Source organism: Undibacterium sp. FT79W (assembly GCF_014284215.1).
In the GTDB taxonomy this organism is placed as follows: domain Bacteria; phylum Pseudomonadota; class Gammaproteobacteria; order Burkholderiales; family Burkholderiaceae_D; genus Undibacterium; species Undibacterium aquatile.
Window position 1 is genome coordinate 43,528 of record NZ_JACOGB010000009.1, and the last position, 19,806, is coordinate 63,333.

Annotated in this window: 16 protein-coding genes; 8 read left to right on the plus strand and 8 right to left on the minus strand. The window is 50.9% G+C overall.

The features are described 5' to 3' along the window. Positions 1 to 2 precede the first annotated feature (2 nt). The gene (locus H8K38_RS16395) at positions 3 to 320 is read left to right on the plus strand and encodes a DUF2149 domain-containing protein (RefSeq protein WP_222610895.1); all 318 of its coding nucleotides are present in this window, start codon (positions 3 to 5) and stop codon (positions 318 to 320) included. Positions 321 to 471: 151 nt separating this feature from the next. Here the strand turns inward: H8K38_RS16395 and H8K38_RS16400 are convergent, their stop codons facing one another. After that, positions 472 to 978 (minus strand): DUF3016 domain-containing protein, encoded by a 507-nt coding sequence (locus H8K38_RS16400; protein WP_186885933.1) that lies wholly within the window; start codon positions 976 to 978, stop codon positions 472 to 474. A 254-nt stretch (positions 979 to 1,232) separates the two neighbouring features. Beyond that, a complete protein-coding gene (locus H8K38_RS16405) occupies positions 1,233 to 1,682 on the minus strand; it encodes a glycine zipper 2TM domain-containing protein (protein WP_186885934.1) in 450 nt (149 codons plus the stop codon). A 260-nt stretch (positions 1,683 to 1,942) separates the two neighbouring features. On the opposite strand from H8K38_RS16405, the gene H8K38_RS16410 reads away from it, so the two are divergent. The 3 genes from H8K38_RS16410 to H8K38_RS16420 all read left to right on the plus strand — a co-directional run bounded on the left by H8K38_RS16410 (position 1,943) and on the right by H8K38_RS16420 (position 5,246). After that, a complete protein-coding gene (locus tag H8K38_RS16410) occupies positions 1,943 to 2,416 on the plus strand; it encodes a DNA-deoxyinosine glycosylase (RefSeq protein WP_186886005.1) in 474 nt (157 codons plus the stop codon). Positions 2,417 to 2,517: 101 nt separating this feature from the next. Beyond that, positions 2,518 to 3,336, plus strand: a complete 819-nt coding sequence (locus H8K38_RS16415; RefSeq protein WP_186885935.1) for a methyltransferase domain-containing protein — start codon at positions 2,518 to 2,520, stop codon at positions 3,334 to 3,336. A gap of 128 nt (positions 3,337 to 3,464) precedes the next feature. Further along, the gene (locus tag H8K38_RS16420; protein WP_186885936.1) at positions 3,465 to 5,246 is read left to right on the plus strand and encodes a GspE/PulE family protein; all 1,782 of its coding nucleotides are present in this window, start codon (positions 3,465 to 3,467) and stop codon (positions 5,244 to 5,246) included. Positions 5,247 to 5,257: 11 nt separating this feature from the next. Here the strand turns inward: H8K38_RS16420 and H8K38_RS16425 are convergent, their stop codons facing one another. After that, the gene (locus H8K38_RS16425; RefSeq protein WP_186885937.1) at positions 5,258 to 6,145 is read right to left on the minus strand and encodes an SDR family oxidoreductase; all 888 of its coding nucleotides are present in this window, start codon (positions 6,143 to 6,145) and stop codon (positions 5,258 to 5,260) included. A 12-nt stretch (positions 6,146 to 6,157) separates the two neighbouring features. Between H8K38_RS16425 and H8K38_RS16430 the strand changes: the two genes are divergently transcribed. Together H8K38_RS16430 and H8K38_RS16435 are read left to right on the plus strand one after the other, a co-directional pair. Then, positions 6,158 to 7,183: a CDP-6-deoxy-delta-3,4-glucoseen reductase gene (locus H8K38_RS16430; protein ID WP_186885938.1), complete on the plus strand. Its 1,026-nt coding sequence runs from the start codon at positions 6,158 to 6,160 to the stop codon at positions 7,181 to 7,183. A gap of 388 nt (positions 7,184 to 7,571) precedes the next feature. Continuing rightward, complete coding sequence (locus H8K38_RS16435; RefSeq protein WP_186885939.1) at positions 7,572 to 8,762, plus strand: acetylornithine transaminase; 1,191 nt, start codon at positions 7,572 to 7,574, stop codon at positions 8,760 to 8,762. A 231-nt stretch (positions 8,763 to 8,993) separates the two neighbouring features. On the opposite strand, the gene H8K38_RS16440 is transcribed toward H8K38_RS16435, so the two are convergent. After that, entirely contained in the window at positions 8,994 to 10,772 is a 1,779-nt protein-coding gene (locus H8K38_RS16440) for a glycoside hydrolase family 44 protein (protein ID WP_186885940.1), read from the minus strand. Positions 10,773 to 11,031: 259 nt separating this feature from the next. Between H8K38_RS16440 and H8K38_RS16445 the strand changes: the two genes are divergently transcribed. Beyond that, positions 11,032 to 14,442, plus strand: coding sequence for a S41 family peptidase (locus H8K38_RS16445; RefSeq protein WP_186885941.1), 3,411 nt, complete (start codon positions 11,032 to 11,034; stop codon positions 14,440 to 14,442). 578 nt (positions 14,443 to 15,020) lie between these two features. Next, positions 15,021 to 15,614, plus strand: coding sequence for a DUF3267 domain-containing protein (locus H8K38_RS16450; protein WP_186885942.1), 594 nt, complete (start codon positions 15,021 to 15,023; stop codon positions 15,612 to 15,614). A 17-nt stretch (positions 15,615 to 15,631) separates the two neighbouring features. Here H8K38_RS16450 and H8K38_RS16455 read toward each other — a convergent pair whose 3' ends face one another. The 4 genes from H8K38_RS16455 to H8K38_RS16470 all read right to left on the minus strand — a co-directional run bounded on the left by H8K38_RS16455 (position 15,632) and on the right by H8K38_RS16470 (position 19,319). After that, positions 15,632 to 16,579 carry a GSU2403 family nucleotidyltransferase fold protein gene (locus H8K38_RS16455; protein ID WP_186885943.1) on the minus strand — a complete coding sequence of 316 codons (948 nt, stop codon included), beginning with the start codon at positions 16,577 to 16,579 and terminating at the stop codon, positions 15,632 to 15,634. Between the two features lie 210 nt (positions 16,580 to 16,789). After that, entirely contained in the window at positions 16,790 to 17,626 is an 837-nt protein-coding gene (locus H8K38_RS16460; RefSeq protein ID WP_186885944.1) for a DUF2189 domain-containing protein, read from the minus strand. A gap of 280 nt (positions 17,627 to 17,906) precedes the next feature. Then, positions 17,907 to 18,881: an alpha/beta hydrolase gene (locus H8K38_RS16465; RefSeq protein WP_255423040.1), complete on the minus strand. Its 975-nt coding sequence runs from the start codon at positions 18,879 to 18,881 to the stop codon at positions 17,907 to 17,909. 57 nt (positions 18,882 to 18,938) lie between these two features. Next, on the minus strand, positions 18,939 to 19,319 hold the full coding sequence (locus H8K38_RS16470; RefSeq protein ID WP_186885945.1) for a tautomerase family protein: 381 nt from the start codon (positions 19,317 to 19,319) through the stop codon (positions 18,939 to 18,941). Positions 19,320 to 19,806 lie beyond the last annotated feature (487 nt).

Sequence of the window (19,806 nt, forward strand, 5' to 3'; positions counted from 1 at the left end):
GCCTGAAGCTATTACATGAACCTGAGAGCGATGATCCTATTCTCTCCGTGGTCAATATTATCGATATATTTCTGGTCATTATTGCTGCACTACTCATTACAGTCGCACAGAATCCGCTGTTAAACGCATTCAGCAAACAGGATGTCACCATCATCACGGATCCAGGAAAATCAAACATGGAAATGATGATTAAAAAAGGCAAAACAATAGAACACTATAAATCCAGCGGCGCTATCGGCCAGGGCGAAGGAGCAAAAGCAGGCACCGCCTACCGCATGAAAGACGGCTCTATCGTTTATATTCCGGAAGACAAACAATAAAACCAATAGATATCCGGCAGCAAAACCAAAATCACATTATTTCAATAACAAATGGTCGATTGCACTTTGGCATTGAAAAAGTAATTCATGTATAAAAAAAGGGAAGTGTTTTCAGTGAAACACTTCCCTTTTTGCAGAAAAAAATCAATGATCACTTCGTAGGAAATTTCTTATCCCGCTGCTGTTTTCTGAACCAGTCCTGCAGCATTTTTTCTTCATATTCAAAGCTGGTGTGGCCGGATGGAATATGCATTCCCATCATAAAATTCATGTCTTTGATGTCTTCCTGCCCTTCCACTATTGTCGCGCCCTTACCATCGGTCATGCGATAACTGAGCGACATGCGCGGCCAATAAATTTCTTTAATGATACGAATATCATTCGCAGTACCGCGCATCATCGGGTGGACATCACCAGCGAGATCGACATCGGTGACCGTAATAGCCCACTTCACGTCGTCCGGTAATTTTTTCGCCAGATCGATAAAAACCTCGCCCAGCTCTTTCGCCACGCGTTCCTGAAATGCCTCGCGGGTTTCGCTGGATGGGCGTATATCCGTATATTTTTCCGGTGTTTGCCAGGTGATACTGACTTCGCCCGCATACACAGGGGACGTCAATGCGCTCGCTATAAGCAGAGCCAGACTAATCTTTTTCATCTCTTTTCTCCTGAATCAAATCAAGCAGCAGATCGTCATCTTCGCTTTATTCAGCGTTCGCCGGTGAAATGCGTCGCCATGTACAAAATATACACTTTTCCCATTCCTCTGCAACCGCGGAAGTCAAAGGATGCACGTGTTCTTTGTGCACTGCTAATGCAAAACAGCCAGCGAATCTGGCTGTTTTGCAAGCTGTTGTGCGAGCTGTTTTATCAGCTATTTTCGACGGTTCAGTTAAGCATTCGCTACACGGATCAATGCGTCACACGCGTCGTGCGTCCATTCGACAGCAGCCGTACTCTTTCGCCGACGCGGAACAGTTCATCAGCGTCTTGCGTAATGGCTCTGAACTCACCACTGTCAAGCCTGACCGTAATTTCGAGGCCGCGCTTCTGGCTATTGCTCTGCTCGATTTTCTGGCCGATCAGACCGCCCGCCACTGCGCCGACTATGCCAGCAGCGATCGAACCGTTGCCGCCGCCAATACTGGAACCGGCAGCAATGCCGCCAAGCGCCGCGCCCGCTGCCGTGCCGACACCGGTCTGCCCTTTATCGATCGTCACTTCGCGTACCGATTCCACATAACCCATGCGTACACTTTGCTCATTCTGCGTCTGGCTGGCGCGATAGACGCTGCCGGAGTTATTCGGTTGCGCACAAGCGCTCAGCAGCGCCACAGCAGTCAGTATCAAGACTTTTTTCATTGCGATCTCCTTATTCATCGAAACATCAATACAACTATGATCACACTCGGTAATGTTCAGACTGCACGACAGATGAAAAGTTTCTCTGGCGGCGTTTGTGTCTGTGGTACCGAGTGGCATACACAATAGTATAGCCATGCATCATAATGTTTGCTGACCGAAGCACAAACAGAGCGAAGATCACTAAAAATAAGCAGCAAAAGCACGAATTTCAGCGCTTGTTACTGCAAGAACGAACAAACCAACAAATGAGTCAAATAATTTTATCGGGATTTCCCCCAGTTATCGATGAGGCAACCCACACCCTGATTCTGGGGAGTTTTCCGGGGCAAGCCTCGCTGGATGCGCAACAATATTATGCGTTTCGCCACAATCAGTTCTGGCGACTGATGTCGGCAGTGTTGCAACAAGATCTGGTCGTTTGTGAGTACCAGCAAAAACTGGAACTGCTGTTAGCACATGGGATAGGACTGTGGGATATTTTCCGTCATTGCGTGCGTCAGGGCAGCCTGGATGCAGCGATACGCGACGGGCAGTTAAATGATTTTGCCACGTTGCGGCGCGACTATCCGCAGCTCAGGCGGGTTTGCTTTAATGGCAAAACGGCGGCAAAAATACAAAGCTGGTTTCAGGCGCAAGGCTATCAGACGCTGGTGCTGCCCTCTTCTTCGCCGGCCAATGCGATGCGCTCGTTTGCAGAAAAATCACACGAATGGCAACAGATTCTCAACTGAATCGATGTCGCCCGATTTTATTTATCGTTGCTGTCACATTGAGCGACAAACTTTTACATGAATTCTGTTTTAGATACAAAAGCAAAAGGTAAAATAGCGCTATGCTAATCAAACGTAAATCCATAGAAGCCGAAGCCAATCATCGCTCCGGCCCCAAGGCTGCGGCCGTTAAAAAATCTCCACGCAAACCTAAATTCGCGCCTGTGACTTTGTCAGAACTCGACGGTGTGCGTTTTTTACATTTCGGTACCGAATGGGTGCAAGGCGCGATGCGCTTGCGCAAACCGGATGCGATCGAACTCGAATACGCGCAGCAAATGATGATCTGGATGTTGTTTAATCCTGAACCGCAACACGTCGTCCAGCTTGGTCTGGGAACTGGTGCGCTGACTAAATTCAGTTATCGTCAGTTCGAGAGCGCACGTGTTACCGCCGTTGAGCTGAACCCTTCTGTCATCGCGATTTGCGAGAGCATGTTCAAATTGCCTGCGAATGACGACAGATTGAATGTCATAGAAATGGATGCGCTCGATTTTGTTAACGATGAAAACAATCTCGATACCATCGACGCGCTGCAGGTGGATCTGTACGATGCGACCGCCAAAGGACCTGTACTGGATACGGCAGAGTTTTATCAGTCATGCGCAGCCTGCCTCAAAGACAACGGCATACTGACCGTCAATTTATTCGGCGACCACCCAAGTTATGCGCGCAATCTGAAAGCCCTGCGCTTTGCTTTTGCCGAAGTCTTATGTCTGCCGGAAGTGCATGATGGCAACGTCGTTGCGATCGCGTTCAAGCACAAACAACAATTTGATTTTGCTGCATTATATGAACGCGCAACTGAGATCAAGGCGGCGACCAAGTTGCCGACGAAATCCTGGGTTAACGGTCTCAAAGCAGCGAGTGATCCGGAATAATTTCACATTAAAGACGAGTCATTTCAGGCAAGATTTTTTCAGATAAAAGCAGATAACAAAGCAGCTAAAAAAACAGTTAACGTTCATCCGCTATCCGCCCACTACAACTACAACGTCAGCCAGAGAAAATGAACCCAAAAGCCCCGCGCCGCTTAGATCTGCAACAAATTTTCACCTGGTTGATGGCTGATGGCCTGATCCTCAAAGACGAGGCCAAAGCAAAATACAATGAGGCGCAAGGTATCCTGAAAAACGGGCCATCCACCATGCACCCGTTGACGGCAACCGCGCAATGCAAACTTCTTTCAGCAAAGACACCGCATGCACAGCTGACGCTGGACTGGCTGACCGAATGGGCGGCGGGCAAGGTACACCTGCCGTTTTACCGGATAGATCCTTTAAAAATTGATTTCACCACGGTCTCTGATGTGATGTCATCAACGTATGCGACGCGCTTTAATATTCTGCCTGTCGAATCGAATGTCAACACGGTCGTTGTTGCCACGACTGATCCGTATAACACCGAGTGGCAAGATGAAATCGCGCGTATTTCGCGTAAAGAAATACGTCTGGTACTCGCGAATCCGCTGGAAATTTCACAATACATCGTGCAGTTTTTTTCGCTGGCGAAATCGATTAAAGATGCGCGTAAATCCAGCAGCAATGACCTGGGCTTGCGACAAAACTTCGAGCAGTTGGTTGAACTTGGTAAGTCGAATAAACAAGTCGATGCGAATGATCAGCACATCATCAATATTGTTGACTGGTTATGGCAATTTGCGTTTGATCAGCGTGCCTCGGATATACATCTCGAACCTAAGCGTGATATGGCGGTGATCCGCTTCCGCATTGATGGCGTGCTGCATCAGGTGTATCAGGTGCCGGCAACCGTCATGATCGCGATGATTGCGCGGATCAAATTATTGGGTCGTATCGACGTCATTGAAAAGCGGCGCCCGCAAGATGGCCGTATCAAGACCCGTACCGCCGATGGGCAGGAAGTCGAGTTGCGTTTATCAACGTTGCCCACCGTGTTTGGCGAAAAAATGGTGATGCGTATTTTTGATCCGGAAGTCGTGGTCAAGACGCTGCCGGAATTAGGTTTTCCATTGAACGACGCGAAACGCTGGGACAATCTGACAAAAAAACCGCACGGCATCATTCTCGTCACCGGGCCGACCGGCTCAGGAAAAACCACAACGCTGTACACCACACTGAAAGCGCTGGCCACATCCGATGTGAATGTCTGTACTGTCGAAGATCCGATAGAAATGGTGGAAGCTTCGTTTAATCAGATGCAGGTGCAATCATCGATAGATCTGAACTTCGCCGATGGTATACGCGCACTGATGCGGCAAGATCCTGACATCATCATGGTCGGTGAGATACGCGACCTGGAAACCGCAGAAATGGCGGTGCAGGCTGCACTGACCGGCCATCTGGTGCTGTCGACCCTGCATACCAATGATGCGCCATCCGCGATCATGCGGCTGCTGGAACTCGGCGTTCCGTATTATCTGTTGGAAGCAACGATAATCGGCATTCTGGCGCAACGTCTGGTGCGTACCTTGTGCGTCCATTGCAAAGTCGCTGATGGCGAAATTCAGGATGCGATCTGGGAAACGCTGGTCGAAGACTGGGGCATCCCGAAACCACAGACAGTCTATCGCCCTGTCGGCTGCCCGGAATGCCGCCAGACCGGTTTTCTGGGGCGTACCGGCCTGTATGAGCTGCTGACCGTGACCTTGCCATTCAGTAAGCTGATCACGGAAAACGCCGATATTCATGCTTTACGTGCGCAGAGTATCAAGGATGAGATGAAGCCCTTGCGCATTGCCGGTGCTTACAAAATTGTCGAAGGTCTGACGACCGCCGATGAAATTCTGAAAGTCACCTCATCGCTGATATAAAACTATTCTCGTCAACGGTTGACTGCGGCAAAAATGCCATCGCGCACCTGCGGATACAGCAAGCGTGCGCCCAGCTCATGTTTAATACGCTGATTCTCGAGGCGACGGGATTCCGACATGAATGACAGCAGCATGGGCGATACTTGTTTCTGTAATTCAGCACGAGGCAGACGTGGCGGGCGCGGCAACTGAAACGCGTCAGCCACCAGATCAAAATAATCCCCCATCCGGATATCGCTGTCGTCCACCGAGTGATACACGCGCTGCGGCAAACCACGGAATAAGGCCAGCCGGATCAGCCGCGCCAGATCGTCAGCATGAATATGATTGGTGTACACGTCATCACTGGCGGTCAATGCTGGCGTGCCTTTTTGTAAGCGTTCCACCGGCAAGCGATCCGCCGCGTAAATGCCCGGCACCCGCAGAATGGCTAAGGTGGACTGGCTGCGTTTCGCCCAGCGTCGCAGGCACTGTTCTGCCGCCACGCGTCGCACGGCACGCGCATTTTGAGGGTTGACCGCGCGTGTTTCATCAAACTTTGCGCCAGCGCAATCGCCATACACACCGGTCGTGCTGACATAAACAAGACGGCTCTTGTCGGGTAAAATGGCGCTCAAATTCTGGCTGCGGATATCTGTAATGCCGTCAGATCGCGGTGGCGCCAGATGCACGATACGCTGCGCCAGCCCTGACAATCGCGCCAGAGTATGCGGCTGATCCAGATCAGCAACCACCGGCACCGCCCCCGCCGCACGCAGCTCTGCACAACGCGCAGGCTGACTGGTGACAGCGAAAATGCGGAAATGCGCACGCAATAATGGCAGCAGACGCATACCGACATCGCCACAACCAATAATCAGTAAGCGCGGCCTAGCTATTTTTTTTAACTGTTTTTTCATGCTCAGGATTGTATGACTTTTCAAGTAACCGTGACCCCCAGCGGTCATCAATTTAGCTGCGATGCAGATGAGACCGTATTATCCGCCGCTTTGCGCGCGGGCGTCATTCTGCCTTACGGTTGTAAAAATGGAGCCTGCGGTTCCTGCAAAGGCAAAGTCACTGACGGCACTGTCGTGCACGGTAATCATCAGCAACGCGCGTTAACCGAAGACGAAGCAGCACAAGGCATGTCGCTGTTCTGCTGCGCGAAACCGCAAAGCGATCTGACCATCGAAGCGCGTGAGCTGGTCGCCAATGATGAATATCCGGTCAAAAAAATGCCGACCCGCATTGCGAAACTGGAAAAATTATCCGATGACGTGATGCTGCTTGCCTTGCAATTGCCAGCAAATGAAAAACTGAATTACCGCGCTGGTCAGTACATAGAATTTTTACTGCGCGACGGCAAACGCCGCAGCTACAGTATGGCCAATGCGCCGCACGATGCGGAACACATTAGCCTGCATATCCGTCACATGCCGGGCGGCTTATTTACCGATCAGGTTTTCTCGACATTGAAAGAGCGTGACATCCTGCGCTTTGAAGGTCCGCAAGGCACGTTTTATCTGCGTGAAGACAGCGACAAACCGATTATTCTGCTCGCCTCCGGTACAGGCTTTGCGCCGATCAAAGCACTGGTCGAACAATTAATCCACACCAAATCCACGCGCCCTGTCGCGTTGTACTGGGGCGGCCGTCGCCCTGCCGATCTCTACATGGATAAGTTATGCCAGGAGTGGGCGGCACAATTACCCGGCTTCAGTTATGTGCCGGTCATTTCCGATGCACAAGCCGAAGATCAGTGGCAGGGCCGCACTGGCTTTGTTCATCAGGCGGTGATGGCCGATCACGCTGATTTATCCGGCTATCAGGTGTATGCCTGCGGTGCACCAGTGATGGTGGATTCCGCCAAACGCGATTTTGTCGCGCAGTGCCAGTTACCGGCGGACGAGTTCTACGCCGATTCGTTCACATCCGAAGCCGATCTGGTGAATTAACAAGGAAAGGACAACGCATGTTCATGCATGCGAAAAACGAAGTGCTTGTGCTCTGTTAATCAATTGCTCATCGTCTGCGCGCGCGTGAGCTGAGCATCCCGTTTTTTTTTCAGCGCACTGCATAAATTTATTTTGACGCAGTGCGCAAAAAGTCCTACTATCCGCTTTATGAAAATTTTTACCGACATGTCCTCACCAAATATCGCACGACGTCGCAGCTCGTTCTTCGAGCCTGGGACTATGTACGAGTGAGCGTGCGCGGTAGATGAGCGGCACCACAAGTATCAAGCCACAGGCAACTCCTGTGGCTTTTTTGTTATTCAGCACCCGATATTAGTCTCTACTACTCTTTTTTTACCCCTGCTTTGTCGACTTTAGGAGTCTTGAAATGGAATTCAGCCAGTACAACGTTAACGCTCTGATGTACATCACACCGCGCCCGGAAATCGTCTTTACGGAAGGCAGCGGCATGTGGCTGACGGATAACAATGGCAAACGCTATCTCGATTACCTGCAAGGCTGGGCGGTCAATTGCCTCGGCCACAGCCCGGCTGTAATCCACGACGCGCTGGTCGCGCAGTCGAAAAAACTGCTGAATCCATCTCCTGCGTTTTACAACGCGCCGATGATAGAACTGGCTTCGCGTCTGACCGAGCAATCCTGTTTTGACCGCGTGTTCTTTACGAACAGCGGTGCCGAAGCGAATGAAGGCGCAATCAAACTGGCGCGCAAATGGGGTCAGTTGAACAAAAACGGCGCATTTGAAATCATCACCTTTGATCACAGCTTCCACGGTCGCACGCTGGCAACCATGTCGGCCTCCGGCAAACCGGGCTGGGACAAAATATTTGCACCGCAAGTCACCGGTTTCCCGAAAGCAGATCTGAACGATATCGCTTCGGTTGAAAAACTGATCAGCGACAACACCGTCGCCGTCATGCTGGAACCGGTACAAGGCGAAGGCGGCGTGTTGCCAGCCACGCGTGAATTTATGCAGCAACTGCGCGCACTGACGCAAAAACACGGCATCCTGCTGATCGTTGACGAAGTACAGACCGGCATGGGGCGTACCGGTGAATTGTTCGGCTATCAGTTGTCCGGTATCGAGCCTGACATCATGACGCTGGCGAAAGGTATCGGTGGCGGCGTGCCGCTCGGCGCCTTGCTGTGCCGCGAAGCGGTCGCCTGTTTTGTGCCGGGCGATCAGGGCGGTACGTACAACGGTGCGCCATTGATGACGGCCGTTGGTATCGCCGTGCTGAAGGAATTGACCAAGCCGGGCTTCCTCGATGAGGTCAAGGAAAAGGCCGCTTATCTGAGTGCAGAATTAGTCAAACTGTCGGATGAATTCGGTCTGCAAGGCGAACGCGGTGAAGGCTTGCTGCGCGCGCTGAAACTCGGCGACAACATCGGCGCACAAATCGTTGAAACTGCGCGCAATATGGAACCAGTCGGCTTGTTGCTGAATTCACCGCGCCCTGATCTGCTGCGTTTCATGCCTGCGCTGAACGTGACGAAAGAGGAACTCGATCAGATGCTGGCGATGTTGCGCGAAGTGCTGAAGCAAATCAAAAAATAAGCGCTGAACGTCAAAGTTCTGCCTAAAAAAAAAAGCAGCTAGGGCTGCTTTTTTTTAACGTCTTTTTCCTTATTGTTTGCCTGTCGTTTGCTGTTTTTCAGCATACTCCCCCCTGTTTTTCTTGTTTTCGCCTTTATCCCAGCATAAACAAAGGGGCTTACAACATACTCCCGGGGAGTATTATTCAGGCATTTTCCGGCACTTTTTCAATGCCGACGATAATTTGCCTGATTATGGCTTCACCACAAAGTGCATGACCGACCACGCTGGCAAGGTGTAACTGAACTGATTTTGCTTGATCGCACTCAGACCCGCACGCATGGTCACGGCCTGACTGCTCGCATCGACACCCCACGCCTGCACAGAATTCAGCGCCACCGGATGGGCGATTTGCAAGCTGGCATTCAACGGTGTGCTAAGGCGGTTGATCGCAATCAGATGCACGGTATCCGGCGCGGCAGCACTGACTGCCGCATACACGGTGCCATTGCCGTTATTCGTCGAGACCGCTTTGACTGAGACTTCAGGAAACACCGATTTATTGCCGTCGTAATTGCGGAAAATTTTAAATCCGGCGGCGATATAGGCTTCGACATCACCGAAATACGTTGCCAGATGCACGCCCTGCTGACCAAAAGCGCCGAGCGCGTCGGCCTGCGCAATCGCACCGCTCACATCATCTCTGCCGCCAAAATCATATTCGGTCACGGCGAGTTTGGTGCCAGGATAAAAATCGGCAATCGACTGCTTGAGCTTGGGCAGAATTTCCAGGCCGCGACCATCGGTAAAACCATTACCGCCTTGCGTGATCCAGCTTGGTTCGACGTAGCTACTGTCCCACAAACTGCGCGCTGCCTGCACGCGATTGGCCGGATCATACGACGCCTGTGAATAGTAGTGAAACGAGAAGGCATCCAGCAAACGCTTGCCCGCCGATGCCGACGCCTTGCGCATCGTATCCAGATACACATTGGCAAACGTCATGCCGTTGTAGCGATAGCGGTCACCGGTGTTTTTGCTGAGATACGGCTCCGCATAATATTGATTCCAGTCCGCTGGCTGATGCGATTGCGAGCCATCCCAGACTGCCCACAAACTGAATAAACCCAGATAACCGCTCAGTGCCGGGCCAAAGGTTTGCGCGGAGCTGTCCATGCGCTTCACCGTTTTCGCGAGCGCCAGATTCTTTTGCATGACATCGCTGATCGTGGTCAGCTTCGGATACAGATTTTCGTGCGTGCCAGCGCCCTGGCTGGATGGCCACACATGCCACAGATCGGGTTCATTATCCAGTTCATAGCCTTTGACACCTTTGGTGGAAGATGCCTTGCCATATTTTTTGACGAGGAAATTTAGCTCTTCGTCGATATACACCACATTGTCGCTCAGCGATGGTGCCAGACTCAGACTGCCTGCTGCCGCAGGTTTGTCATTCACAATATCAAGCCAGCGGCTGACATCGACATTCGATGGCCCGGCGGTGCTTTGCCATAAGTCATAACCTTTGCAGGTCGATGGCGGGTACAGATTGACGATGTCTTTCGGCAGCTTTCCGGCAGCAGGCAATTGCAGCAAAGAGAAAGTGCCCAGCGCCAGCGACTGATCGTGGAACGCTTTAATCCCGGCACCCGGTGCGTAATACGCAAGGCCGTTGGTGGTGGAAGGCTCACCCGCACCGGTCGCGTATGTCACACCGGCATTTGAAGAATGGCACCAGTCGGCGCCGGAATTGCTGACACCGTTTTCCCAGTTATAGCTGGTCATATTATTGCCACCGAGGCGACGCGAAGTCAGATTCAGACTATCCAGATTCGCTTTGCCGCCATGCGCATCCCAGCCAGTGCGGCCATAACCGTCGGCGTAGGCATTGAAGCCGTAAATCAGCGGGCTGATGGTTTTGCGTTCGGCCTGAGTGTTAATGCTGAAAGTGACGTTCTGCGCCATCGCTAATGACATTTCTGTCGAAATACTGAGGATTGCAAGAACTTTGATGAAGTTGACTGGTCTCATGGCTCTCTCCGCCGGATAACTAAACTAATTGCGCGTTGATGGTCACGTAAGGCAGATCGGCCAACGTGTAAGGAAACAAATGTTGCTCTGCCGATGTTATAAATGGATAGTTGCCCGACATCAACAAAACTTACACTTCGGTAACACTTTTGATGATTTTTTGTAGGAAAAAAGAGGAGATTTGTTTTTCTTACCAGCTTTGTTTGCAATAAGTAATTTCAATAAATAATTTCAATCAATTAAGTTAAAGATCTTTCACATGAAACTACCCGCTGGTGTCACCCGCTACTTACCTTCGTCTGTTCTGCCGCGCAAACTGAGCAAACGGCGGCCTCTCAACCTCGCTCTCAGTCTCGCGCTTGGACTGACGCTAGTCAGTATTCTGCCGGCGGCGACGGCTGCACCGGCGTATTACCGTTTTCCCGGCATACGCGCAGAGACCGTCGTCTTTACTGCGGAAGGCGACTTATGGAAAGTCGGCCTGCGCGGCGGACAGGCGCAACGGCTGACCACACATCCGGCCGCAGAAACCCTGCCAGCGATTTCACGTGATGGGCTATGGCTGGCGTTTTCCGCCGCCTATGAAGGGGCAACTGAAGCCTATGTCATGCCGGTCAACGGTGGTTTGCCACAGCGTCTGACATTTGAAAATGATGTCGTGAATGTGCTCGGCTGGACGGCACAGGGCGAGGTATTAGTCAGCACACTCAACAGCACCGGGCCCAACGCGCACAGAGTCATTGCAGCGATTGATCCGAAAACACAATTACGCCGCGTCTTCCCTGTTGCTGATGCGAATGAAGCGGCGCTCGATGACAGTGGCCGCTATCTGTACTTCACGCGTTTCGGTCTGCAAATGACCAATGACAATGCCAAACATTACCGTGGCGGCGCGACCGCACAATTGTGGCGCTATGACTTGCAGGGCAAAGCCGAAGCCGTCAATCTGTTTGCCAGCGACAGCAGCAATAACAAGCGGCCGATGTGGTATCAGGGTCGCCTGTATTTCATCAGTGACCGCGACGGTGCATTCAATATCTGGACAGCCAACGCCGACGGCAGCAATCCGCAACAACTGACGACGCATAAAGAGTGGGATGTCAGAAATGCCGCCATCGGTGACGGCAACATCGTCTATCAGCTCGGCGCCGATCTGCATGTACTTAATATTGCCAGCAAAGCCGACAACACACTGGCGATCGATCTGACATCCGATTTTGATCAGCAAAGAAAACGCCTGATCCGCACACCGCTGGAATATCTGAGCGATACCGAAATCGCCAGCAAAAGCGAGCGTCTGATTTTCACTGCGCGCGGCCATGTCAGCATTGCCGGTACCGACCGTCAACGCCGTGTCGATTTAGCGATTCCCGAGAATGCCCGCGCCCGCGCTGCCGTGTTTTCGCACGATGACCAAAGCGTGTATGTGATTGTTGACAGCTCAGGTGAAAATGAAATCTGGAAATATCCTGCCAATGGTATCGGTAAGGCAGAAATGCTGACCCATAATGGCGATGTACACAGACTCAATATCTATCCGTCACCGGATGGAAAATCGCTCGCGCATACCGATAAACGTGGTCGCGTCTGGTTGCTGGATCTGGGAACGAAAACCAACACGATCATTGATGACGGCAGCAAAGCGGGCTTTGACCGCTATGGTGATGTCGTCTGGGCACCGGACAGTAAAACCCTGGCCATCGTGCGCCCGGATAGCAGCAGCGGTCGCGAACAAATCGGCTTATATTCGTTCGCCAGCAAACAACTGCATTTCGTCACAGGCGACCGCTATGAATCGCATACGCCGGTATTTTCCACCGATGGCAAGTGGCTGTATTTCTTATCTGAACGCCACTTCGAGGTCGGCAATCGTTCACCTTGGGGTGATCGCAATCTTGGCCCCAGCTTTGACAAACGTTCCGGCATTTACGCCCTCGCCTTGCAGGCAAAAAATCGTTTTCCGTTTAAAGCTGACGATGAGTTAAGCAAGCTCAGCAACAAAACCGACGCAAAACCAGCAGAAAAAAATACTGAAAAAGCCAACGAAAAAACGGCAGAGAAAGCATCGGATACGGATGCCAAATCAGCCGACACAAAAGCCAGCAAAGCAGCATTACCCGCCATAGAATATGCGGGACTCAGCGAACGTTTGTATCAGGTGCCACTCGCTGCCGGTAATTACGGCGGCTTAGCGATTGACGATAAGCGTCTGTATTTCGTTGAATCAGAAGGCCACGAAGGACGCGGCACACTGAAGACACTCGCCATCAGCAAAAACCCGGTGCAACCAGAAGTATTCGTCAGCGGAATCCGTCAGTTCGATTTATCCGCCGACAAAAAACATGTGTATTACAAAACCGCTACCAGTAACGGTGCCAGTGATTTTGTGATCGTCGAAGCCGGTGCCAAAGCACCCAACGATATCAGCAAGGCGAAAGTCAGCATCAATGACTGGAGCTTCACATCCGACCCGCGTCAGGAATGGCGCCAGATGTTCGGTGACGCCTGGCGCATGCACAGAGATTTTCTGTACGACGACAACATGCGTGGCGTGGACTGGAAAAAAATGCGCGACAAATATGCGCCTCTGGTCGAGCGTGTCACTGACCGCAATGAGTTGAATGATGTGCTCGCGCAAATGGTCAGCGAAGTCGGTGCGCTGCATTCGCAGTTCCGCCCCGGCGACATCCGCAAAGCTGCTGCCGAAGGTGCACCGGCAACGCTGGGCGCAGTGTTAGCCCGCAGCAAAGACGGCTACAAGGTAGAACATATTTATCGCAGCGAACCAGAGTTACCAACAGAGCGCAGCCCGCTGGCGCAACCCGATGTCGATGTCAAAGAAGGCGATGTCATTCTGAGCGTCAACGGCAAGCCGGTCATGGAAGCGCGTGATATTGCCGATCTGCTGCTGAATCAGGCCGACAAGCAAGTCTTGCTGCAGGTAAAACGCGCAAATCAGGCGCCGCACAATGTTATCGTCACGCCTGTCAGCATGACGAAACATGCGAATCTGCGTTACAGCGACTGGGAACAAAGCCGCAGCGTACGCGTTTACGAAGCATCGAAAGGTAAGATAGGTTATCTGCATCTGCGGGCCATGGGTGCGCAAGACATCAATGCGTTTGCACGCGAGTTCTACAGCAATTTCAATCGTGACGGCCTGATCATCGACGTGCGCCGCAATCGCGGCGGCAATATCGACAGCTGGATCATAGAAAAACTCTTGCGTAAAACCTGGGCGTTCTGGTCGCGCGGCAACAACCAGCCTTACACCAATATGCAACAGACCTTCCGTGGTCATCTGGTGGTGCTGGTGGATGAGCTGACGTATTCTGACGGCGAGACTTTCGCGGCAGGCGTGAAGGCATTGAAACTCGGGCCACTGGTTGGCAAACGCACTGCTGGTGCCGGTGTCTGGCTGTCGGATGGCAACAGCCTGGCTGATAACGGCATGATACGCGCAGCAGAAAATGCACAGTTCGGCATGGATGGCCGCTGGCTGGTCGAAGGCGTCGGCGTCACGCCGGATGTGGAAGTCGAAAACATGCCGCATGCAACCTTCAACGGACAAGATCAGCAACTCGAAAAAGCCTTGCAAATGCTGACCGATAAACTGCGCGAACAACCCGTCAAAAAACTGGTGCCGCAAGCGATTCCACCGCTGAAGTAAGCCCGCTGTCATTCAAAGCATCAAGCCCGGTCACGTTAATGACCGGGCTTTTTTTTAGGTTGCAGCAAGCGTAGCGTGCGTACCCAGTAGGGTGCGTCATACGCCCCCCTTCATCAATCAAATGCACTCACCTGTTCATTCGCCACTCAGTCTGAAATCTGGCGACGTCGCACATGATGATGACGCATCTTATGCGAGGCTGGTTACGGCCAGCCGACGAACATCAACCTTACCTAATTTGGTGCGTATGACGCACCCTACGCTTGCTGTCTTCGTCGCCATGCCTTGCCGGGGCAACTTTGCGTCAGTCCAACCTTATTGTCGGACGAAAATTGCCCCAGATATTCTATTTGTCCGGCCTAATTTTAGGCTGGAGATAAAAAGGTGGTTGCTATGGATATGATCGGCAAAATTCGGCGTATGTCTTTACGCGACAAACTGTCGCTACACGAAGTGCTTTGAGTTAAAATTTCGAAAAAAATACTCCCCGTGCTATATATTTAATTGCAACTGATGTAAGGCATATTGCGAGTTATATTTTTTCAAATCAATCAGCATATCGGATGCTATTAATTTAGATGAAATTCACAACAAAAATACCAATTGGAACAACCGAATTGCTGGAGGATCCGACAGCACTTATTAAAAATATTGATAAACTTCATGTGTGGGCTTTGCTGTTTGGGATCGTAATTGTGGCTCCTGGCGGGATAATGTTTTGGAAAATTATTGCGACCAATAAAGATTTAATTTATGTGATGGATTATCCGCCAGAGAAATTTTTGCCAATGCTGTTAGTCTTAATGCTTTTCCATGAAATATGTCATGCACTCGCATTTCCTGGATTTGGTTTAAATGATCGTTCAGCTATGGGCTTTGATAGAAAAAGTGGGCTTGCATTTGTTAGTTACAGCGGCGTCGTAAGCAGGCGAAGATACTCGGTAATACTTCTCATGCCCTTTCTAATTATCACTTTAATTCCCTACCTTCTTTGGATTGGTGGCATCGAAATAAAGTGGGCTCCTGGAGTGTCAATTTTAAATGCAATTGGATCGTCTGGAGATATTGTTATATTGTATATATTAACAAAAAAAGAAAGAGAAAAAAAATACATTCAATCAAACCATATTGGGCTACTCAAAAAAACGGCACCAATAATAGTGAATCAATGATTTGAGATAACGATAGGTCAACGCTTTGCAGGCATTAACAACCCCTCTTCGATGAGGTCTTGAATAATACGTGCCTGTTGCGCATCGCGCCTCCGCTTCAAGGTATCCCGGTTTGGCGCTTCGGTTGCCAACCAATTCTTGAACTCCACAAAAACTTGAGGGTCGATCGTTTTCATTGTCGCCATCGCTCCGTTTGCAGCAAAAACCACTCGTTCAAATTTTGGAGATTGGGTCAACACATCTGCACGGAGCGCTTGTATGACCCAAAGGTCGTTTTCGTCGTTTGAAAGCTGAAATGGATGCTCATCCCCTTCTTGATTAGGCCGACGTAAGAAGTCGACCTCAAAGCCTTTATCATTCACTGCGGTTTCAAGTGCGCCCTCTTTGCGCTCGAAGGTGCGGTCGACCTTACGTAGAATATCAAGTATCGAGACCTGGAGTTTCTCCATCTCCGCCAAGAATCGTACTCTCTTTCTTGCGTCCCATAGCAAATCGACGTCTTGCGTTGCCAACGCTGCCGGGAGTATCCGTACACCGGCCGCAGTCTCGTAGGCATAGAGTGCATGTGTTCCGACGACGGTAAAGTGTTCCGATAGACCGGCATTGTCGAGTTCTTGCAGTAATTCAACAACGATGTTTGGAACCCTTCCGACTCGCAAAGCCTTATTGAGACGGCGATGTTTATCCATCTCTGCAGCCAAGGTAGCTGCTCGCATTTCAATTTCTTTCTTTTTTGGAATGTAGGCTTCGTAGATTTTTTCGGTTTCAGGCGACCGACGACCTAAGCGCTCTTGTCGCTTATGAGGAAGAGTCTTAACGAGCTGCTCCCCTTCTGGCTCTTGCTTCCAATACATTCCAGATGCGTACGCCTGAGCTCTTTTCCGAGTCTTATGGAGCTCGGTGAAAACTGCTTCAGCATCAATTGCCTGTCGAATCGCGTCTTCTGGGATTGGGGTGTAGTTCATGTCAGTCCTGGACTCAGCCGTCATTTTCACAATTTCTTAATTATGACGGGAATCCTTTATTTAAGCCAATCCCCGTAGAAATTATCATTTCATATTTTTGACGGTAGATTTCTTTTTTATTAATTTTAAGATGTTTTTTCAGGCCAGAAGGAAAAAATCTTAAAAAAAGCATTTCCAACAAAGGCATGCACCTATCAGCGCATTCAAGATTCATTTCCGATACACCCTTGAGTCAGCCGCGTTCCCCACCACTTCTTTGTACGCATGCCAGGTCGCATGGCCGATAACTGGCATGGCGATAATGAAACCCAGGCTCCAGGTCATGAAGCCGAGCACCACGAAGCTGACGATGATCAGCGCCCAGACGATGCTTGCGGGCACATTGATGAACAGCGCAACGCAGCTGATGATCATCGAGGTGATGGCGTCGCTGTCTCTGTCGAGCATCATAGGAATCGAGACCCAGCTGATTGCGAAAACGATACTCGCGAAGATGAAACCGATGCAGGCATAGACCAATAGAAATTCCAGATTATTCAGTGAAAATAACTGCGTCAGAAAGCCATGCATAGTGGGCATGCCCTTGTTATAGAACAGAGCAAAAATCACCAGCGAAGCGCGTGCCCAGACCATCAGTATCACTGCCAGCACGAGTGCCAGCACGCCGATATTGCTCCAGCGGCCGCGCATGGAAAATACACTGCCGAGCAAACCGGAACGCACGTTTTCTATACGACGGCTGATGTCGTACAAACCCAGCGCCAGCAAGGGTCCGATCAGTAAAAAGCCGCAACTGAGTGCAGACACATATTGCGGCGCATGACTGAGCACGAGATTGAGTATCAGCCCCATTGCGGCAAAACAGATGCCGTAAAAAATACTGGCGCTGCCGGATTCGCGGAAATCGTCCCAGCCCAGCCGCAGCCAGGTGAACGGGCGAAACATGCCGATGCGGCGGATAGGTGGAAAGGGTGATGCGGTATCGATGATGGTGGTAATGTCGGGTGGCGCGCTGTCACCACCTCGTCCCTGAGTCTGGTCTGCCATGCTGTCTCCATCGTTTTTGTAGTGGATTGTCCATCTTGATCTGGATCAATACATTCATACTATGACAACAAAACAGCCATTGGCAATGACCGCCGACGCGAAAACGATAAGGACTTTAGGTGCAGTGCGGCATAAGTACCGCGTCAGCAATGCGAAAGATGCGACATTGATGGATACTCCCCCATGTATTGATAAAAACAGCCCTGATGTCCTTATAAACAAAGGGCTTTAAAATATACTGGTGGGAGTATATTTGAGACCAAAAATCGATCCAGCAGCATCAGCGGCGAGGCAGTTGCTGCAAAAATGCCGACAAATGACGTATCAGCTCAGGTGAAATCGGCAGCGTGGGATCAAAATACGAGGCCATTTGTTTCTTTGCGTCGGCCGGTACTATTTTCAAGACATGATTCATGCCGCTGATGACGTGGAGTTCTGCGTCTGGTTTTGCCGCTTTCAATGCTTCGGCCTGGCTGCGATCAACCTGAATATCGGTATCGCCCTGCAAAATCAGCACCGGCATCGTGAGTTTGCGAATTTCTTGCAGCGGCGTATAGCGGTACAGGGAAATCAGGTAGGGCTGCACACTCTCGCGATATAAAAACTGCAGCGCAGGCGGCACGCTGGCGGTGGTTTTCCCTGCCTGCAAGGCTTGCAAAATGTCTTCATTCGGCTTCACCAGATCGGGTGGTAATTTGCCATACAATTGCTGACGCAACACATCCGCTAAATTGCTGCCAGCGCCCGCAACCGACACCAGCGCGCTGACTGGCACTTGCTGCGCGGCGAGCATCGCAATCAGCGAACCTTCGCTGTGCCCCAACACCACCACATCAGAAAAACGCGTATCCGCTTTCAGCATCTTCAGCCACGCCGCGGCATCATTGACGTTAGTTTCAAAACGTATAGCCGATTCCGTCTTTGCCACAGCGGCGCTGTCGCCCACGCCGCGCTTATCAAAGCGCACCGAAGCATAGCCCTGATTGGCCAATCCCTCTGCCAGCATTTTCAGACTATTGTTATTGCCGGATGATCCTGCACTGTTGCCATTGCGATTCGTCGGGCCAGAGCCAGCAATGATCAGCACGACCGGCACTTTTGCGCTGCCTTCCGGTTGCAATAAGCTGCCCTGTATTTCGCCATTCGCCGTTGCCAGGGAAATGCCACGTTCCGTGCTGTCGGCTTGCGCTGGCGACGCACAGAACACGGCAATCGATACCATCAGCGCACTACACATCTGCCACATTTTTTTCATAGGGTTGCCTCAGTTTCACGAACAAGCTTACAGAATTCAGGGTTTAGGATTCAGGGTTCAGGTATGCAGCAAGCGCCCACCGGAAAAAGACCAGTTTTCCCAGCTGGTTTCTTTAAATACCAGCATCACATTTTCCGGATCAAAACCTTGCGCCTGCAACTTTTGCATCAGGTCTGTCAGTAAGGCTTTTTTTACTTTGACGCTGCGTCCGGCCGACCACAGAATTTCGATCAGTACGAAATTCTCATCGCGATCAGTTACTGCATCGGGATAGCGCGCATGAAAGCGAAAATCTTCGGCATCGAGTTCCAGCACGCGCTGGAATACGTCGTCCTGCGGCACGCCGGTGGCGACCAGCGCCTCATGAATACTGTTAAGTACCGTGTCTTTAAACGCAGCAGTTTTAGGACGGCGTACCGTCAATGTCACCAAGGGCATGGAGATTCCTTTCAATCACAGACAGGTTAAATCAGACAAGGGAGCAATGAATGCCATCATGAAAAGACAATAGTACAACATCAGCGAAACCAGGCCAGGTGAATGGGCCGGTATTCACCCGCTGAAAGCAGCAATTGTGGATACTCCCCCCTATTTTATAAAAAACACCTCTGATGTCCTTATAAACAAAGGGGCTTTAAACATACCAGGGGGAGTATATTGAAGGCGAAAAATGGCATGGGCAGAATCAGTGACGGGACAGTTGCTGTAAAAATGCTGACAAGTGCAGTATCAGCCAGGGTGAAACCGGCAACGTCGGGTCGAAATACGATGCCATTTGTTTTCGTTACGCAATAAAACTGTCTCTCTGTTTCAGGATGGGTCATCAGATTGAATCCTGCTATTCTGTCTGCGCGATCTTGCCTTTCATACTCAAATATTTTCTCCGGAATGTGCTTGACTTAGAGCGCGCTCCAACTTCTAGACT

Coding starts and splice junctions, on each gene's coding strand:
- H8K38_RS16440 (WP_186885940.1), bottom strand. CDS start 10,772: ATGAGACCAGTCAACTTCATCAAAGTTCTTGCAATCCTCAGTATTTCG.
- H8K38_RS16435 (WP_186885939.1), top strand. CDS start 7,572: ATGGAATTCAGCCAGTACAACGTTAACGCTCTGATGTACATCACACCG.
- H8K38_RS16420 (WP_186885936.1), top strand. CDS start 3,465: ATGAACCCAAAAGCCCCGCGCCGCTTAGATCTGCAACAAATTTTCACC.
- H8K38_RS16460 (WP_186885944.1), bottom strand. CDS start 17,626: ATGGCAGACCAGACTCAGGGACGAGGTGGTGACAGCGCGCCACCCGAC.
- H8K38_RS16425 (WP_186885937.1), bottom strand. CDS start 6,145: ATGAAAAAACAGTTAAAAAAAATAGCTAGGCCGCGCTTACTGATTATT.
- H8K38_RS16405 (WP_186885934.1), bottom strand. CDS start 1,682: ATGAAAAAAGTCTTGATACTGACTGCTGTGGCGCTGCTGAGCGCTTGT.
- H8K38_RS16400 (WP_186885933.1), bottom strand. CDS start 978: ATGAAAAAGATTAGTCTGGCTCTGCTTATAGCGAGCGCATTGACGTCC.
- H8K38_RS16445 (WP_186885941.1), top strand. CDS start 11,032: ATGAAACTACCCGCTGGTGTCACCCGCTACTTACCTTCGTCTGTTCTG.
- H8K38_RS16415 (WP_186885935.1), top strand. CDS start 2,518: ATGCTAATCAAACGTAAATCCATAGAAGCCGAAGCCAATCATCGCTCC.
- H8K38_RS16450 (WP_186885942.1), top strand. CDS start 15,021: ATGAAATTCACAACAAAAATACCAATTGGAACAACCGAATTGCTGGAG.
- H8K38_RS16470 (WP_186885945.1), bottom strand. CDS start 19,319: ATGCCCTTGGTGACATTGACGGTACGCCGTCCTAAAACTGCTGCGTTT.
- H8K38_RS16455 (WP_186885943.1), bottom strand. CDS start 16,579: ATGAACTACACCCCAATCCCAGAAGACGCGATTCGACAGGCAATTGAT.
- H8K38_RS16430 (WP_186885938.1), top strand. CDS start 6,158: ATGACTTTTCAAGTAACCGTGACCCCCAGCGGTCATCAATTTAGCTGC.
- H8K38_RS16465 (WP_255423040.1), bottom strand. CDS start 18,881: ATGAAAAAAATGTGGCAGATGTGTAGTGCGCTGATGGTATCGATTGCC.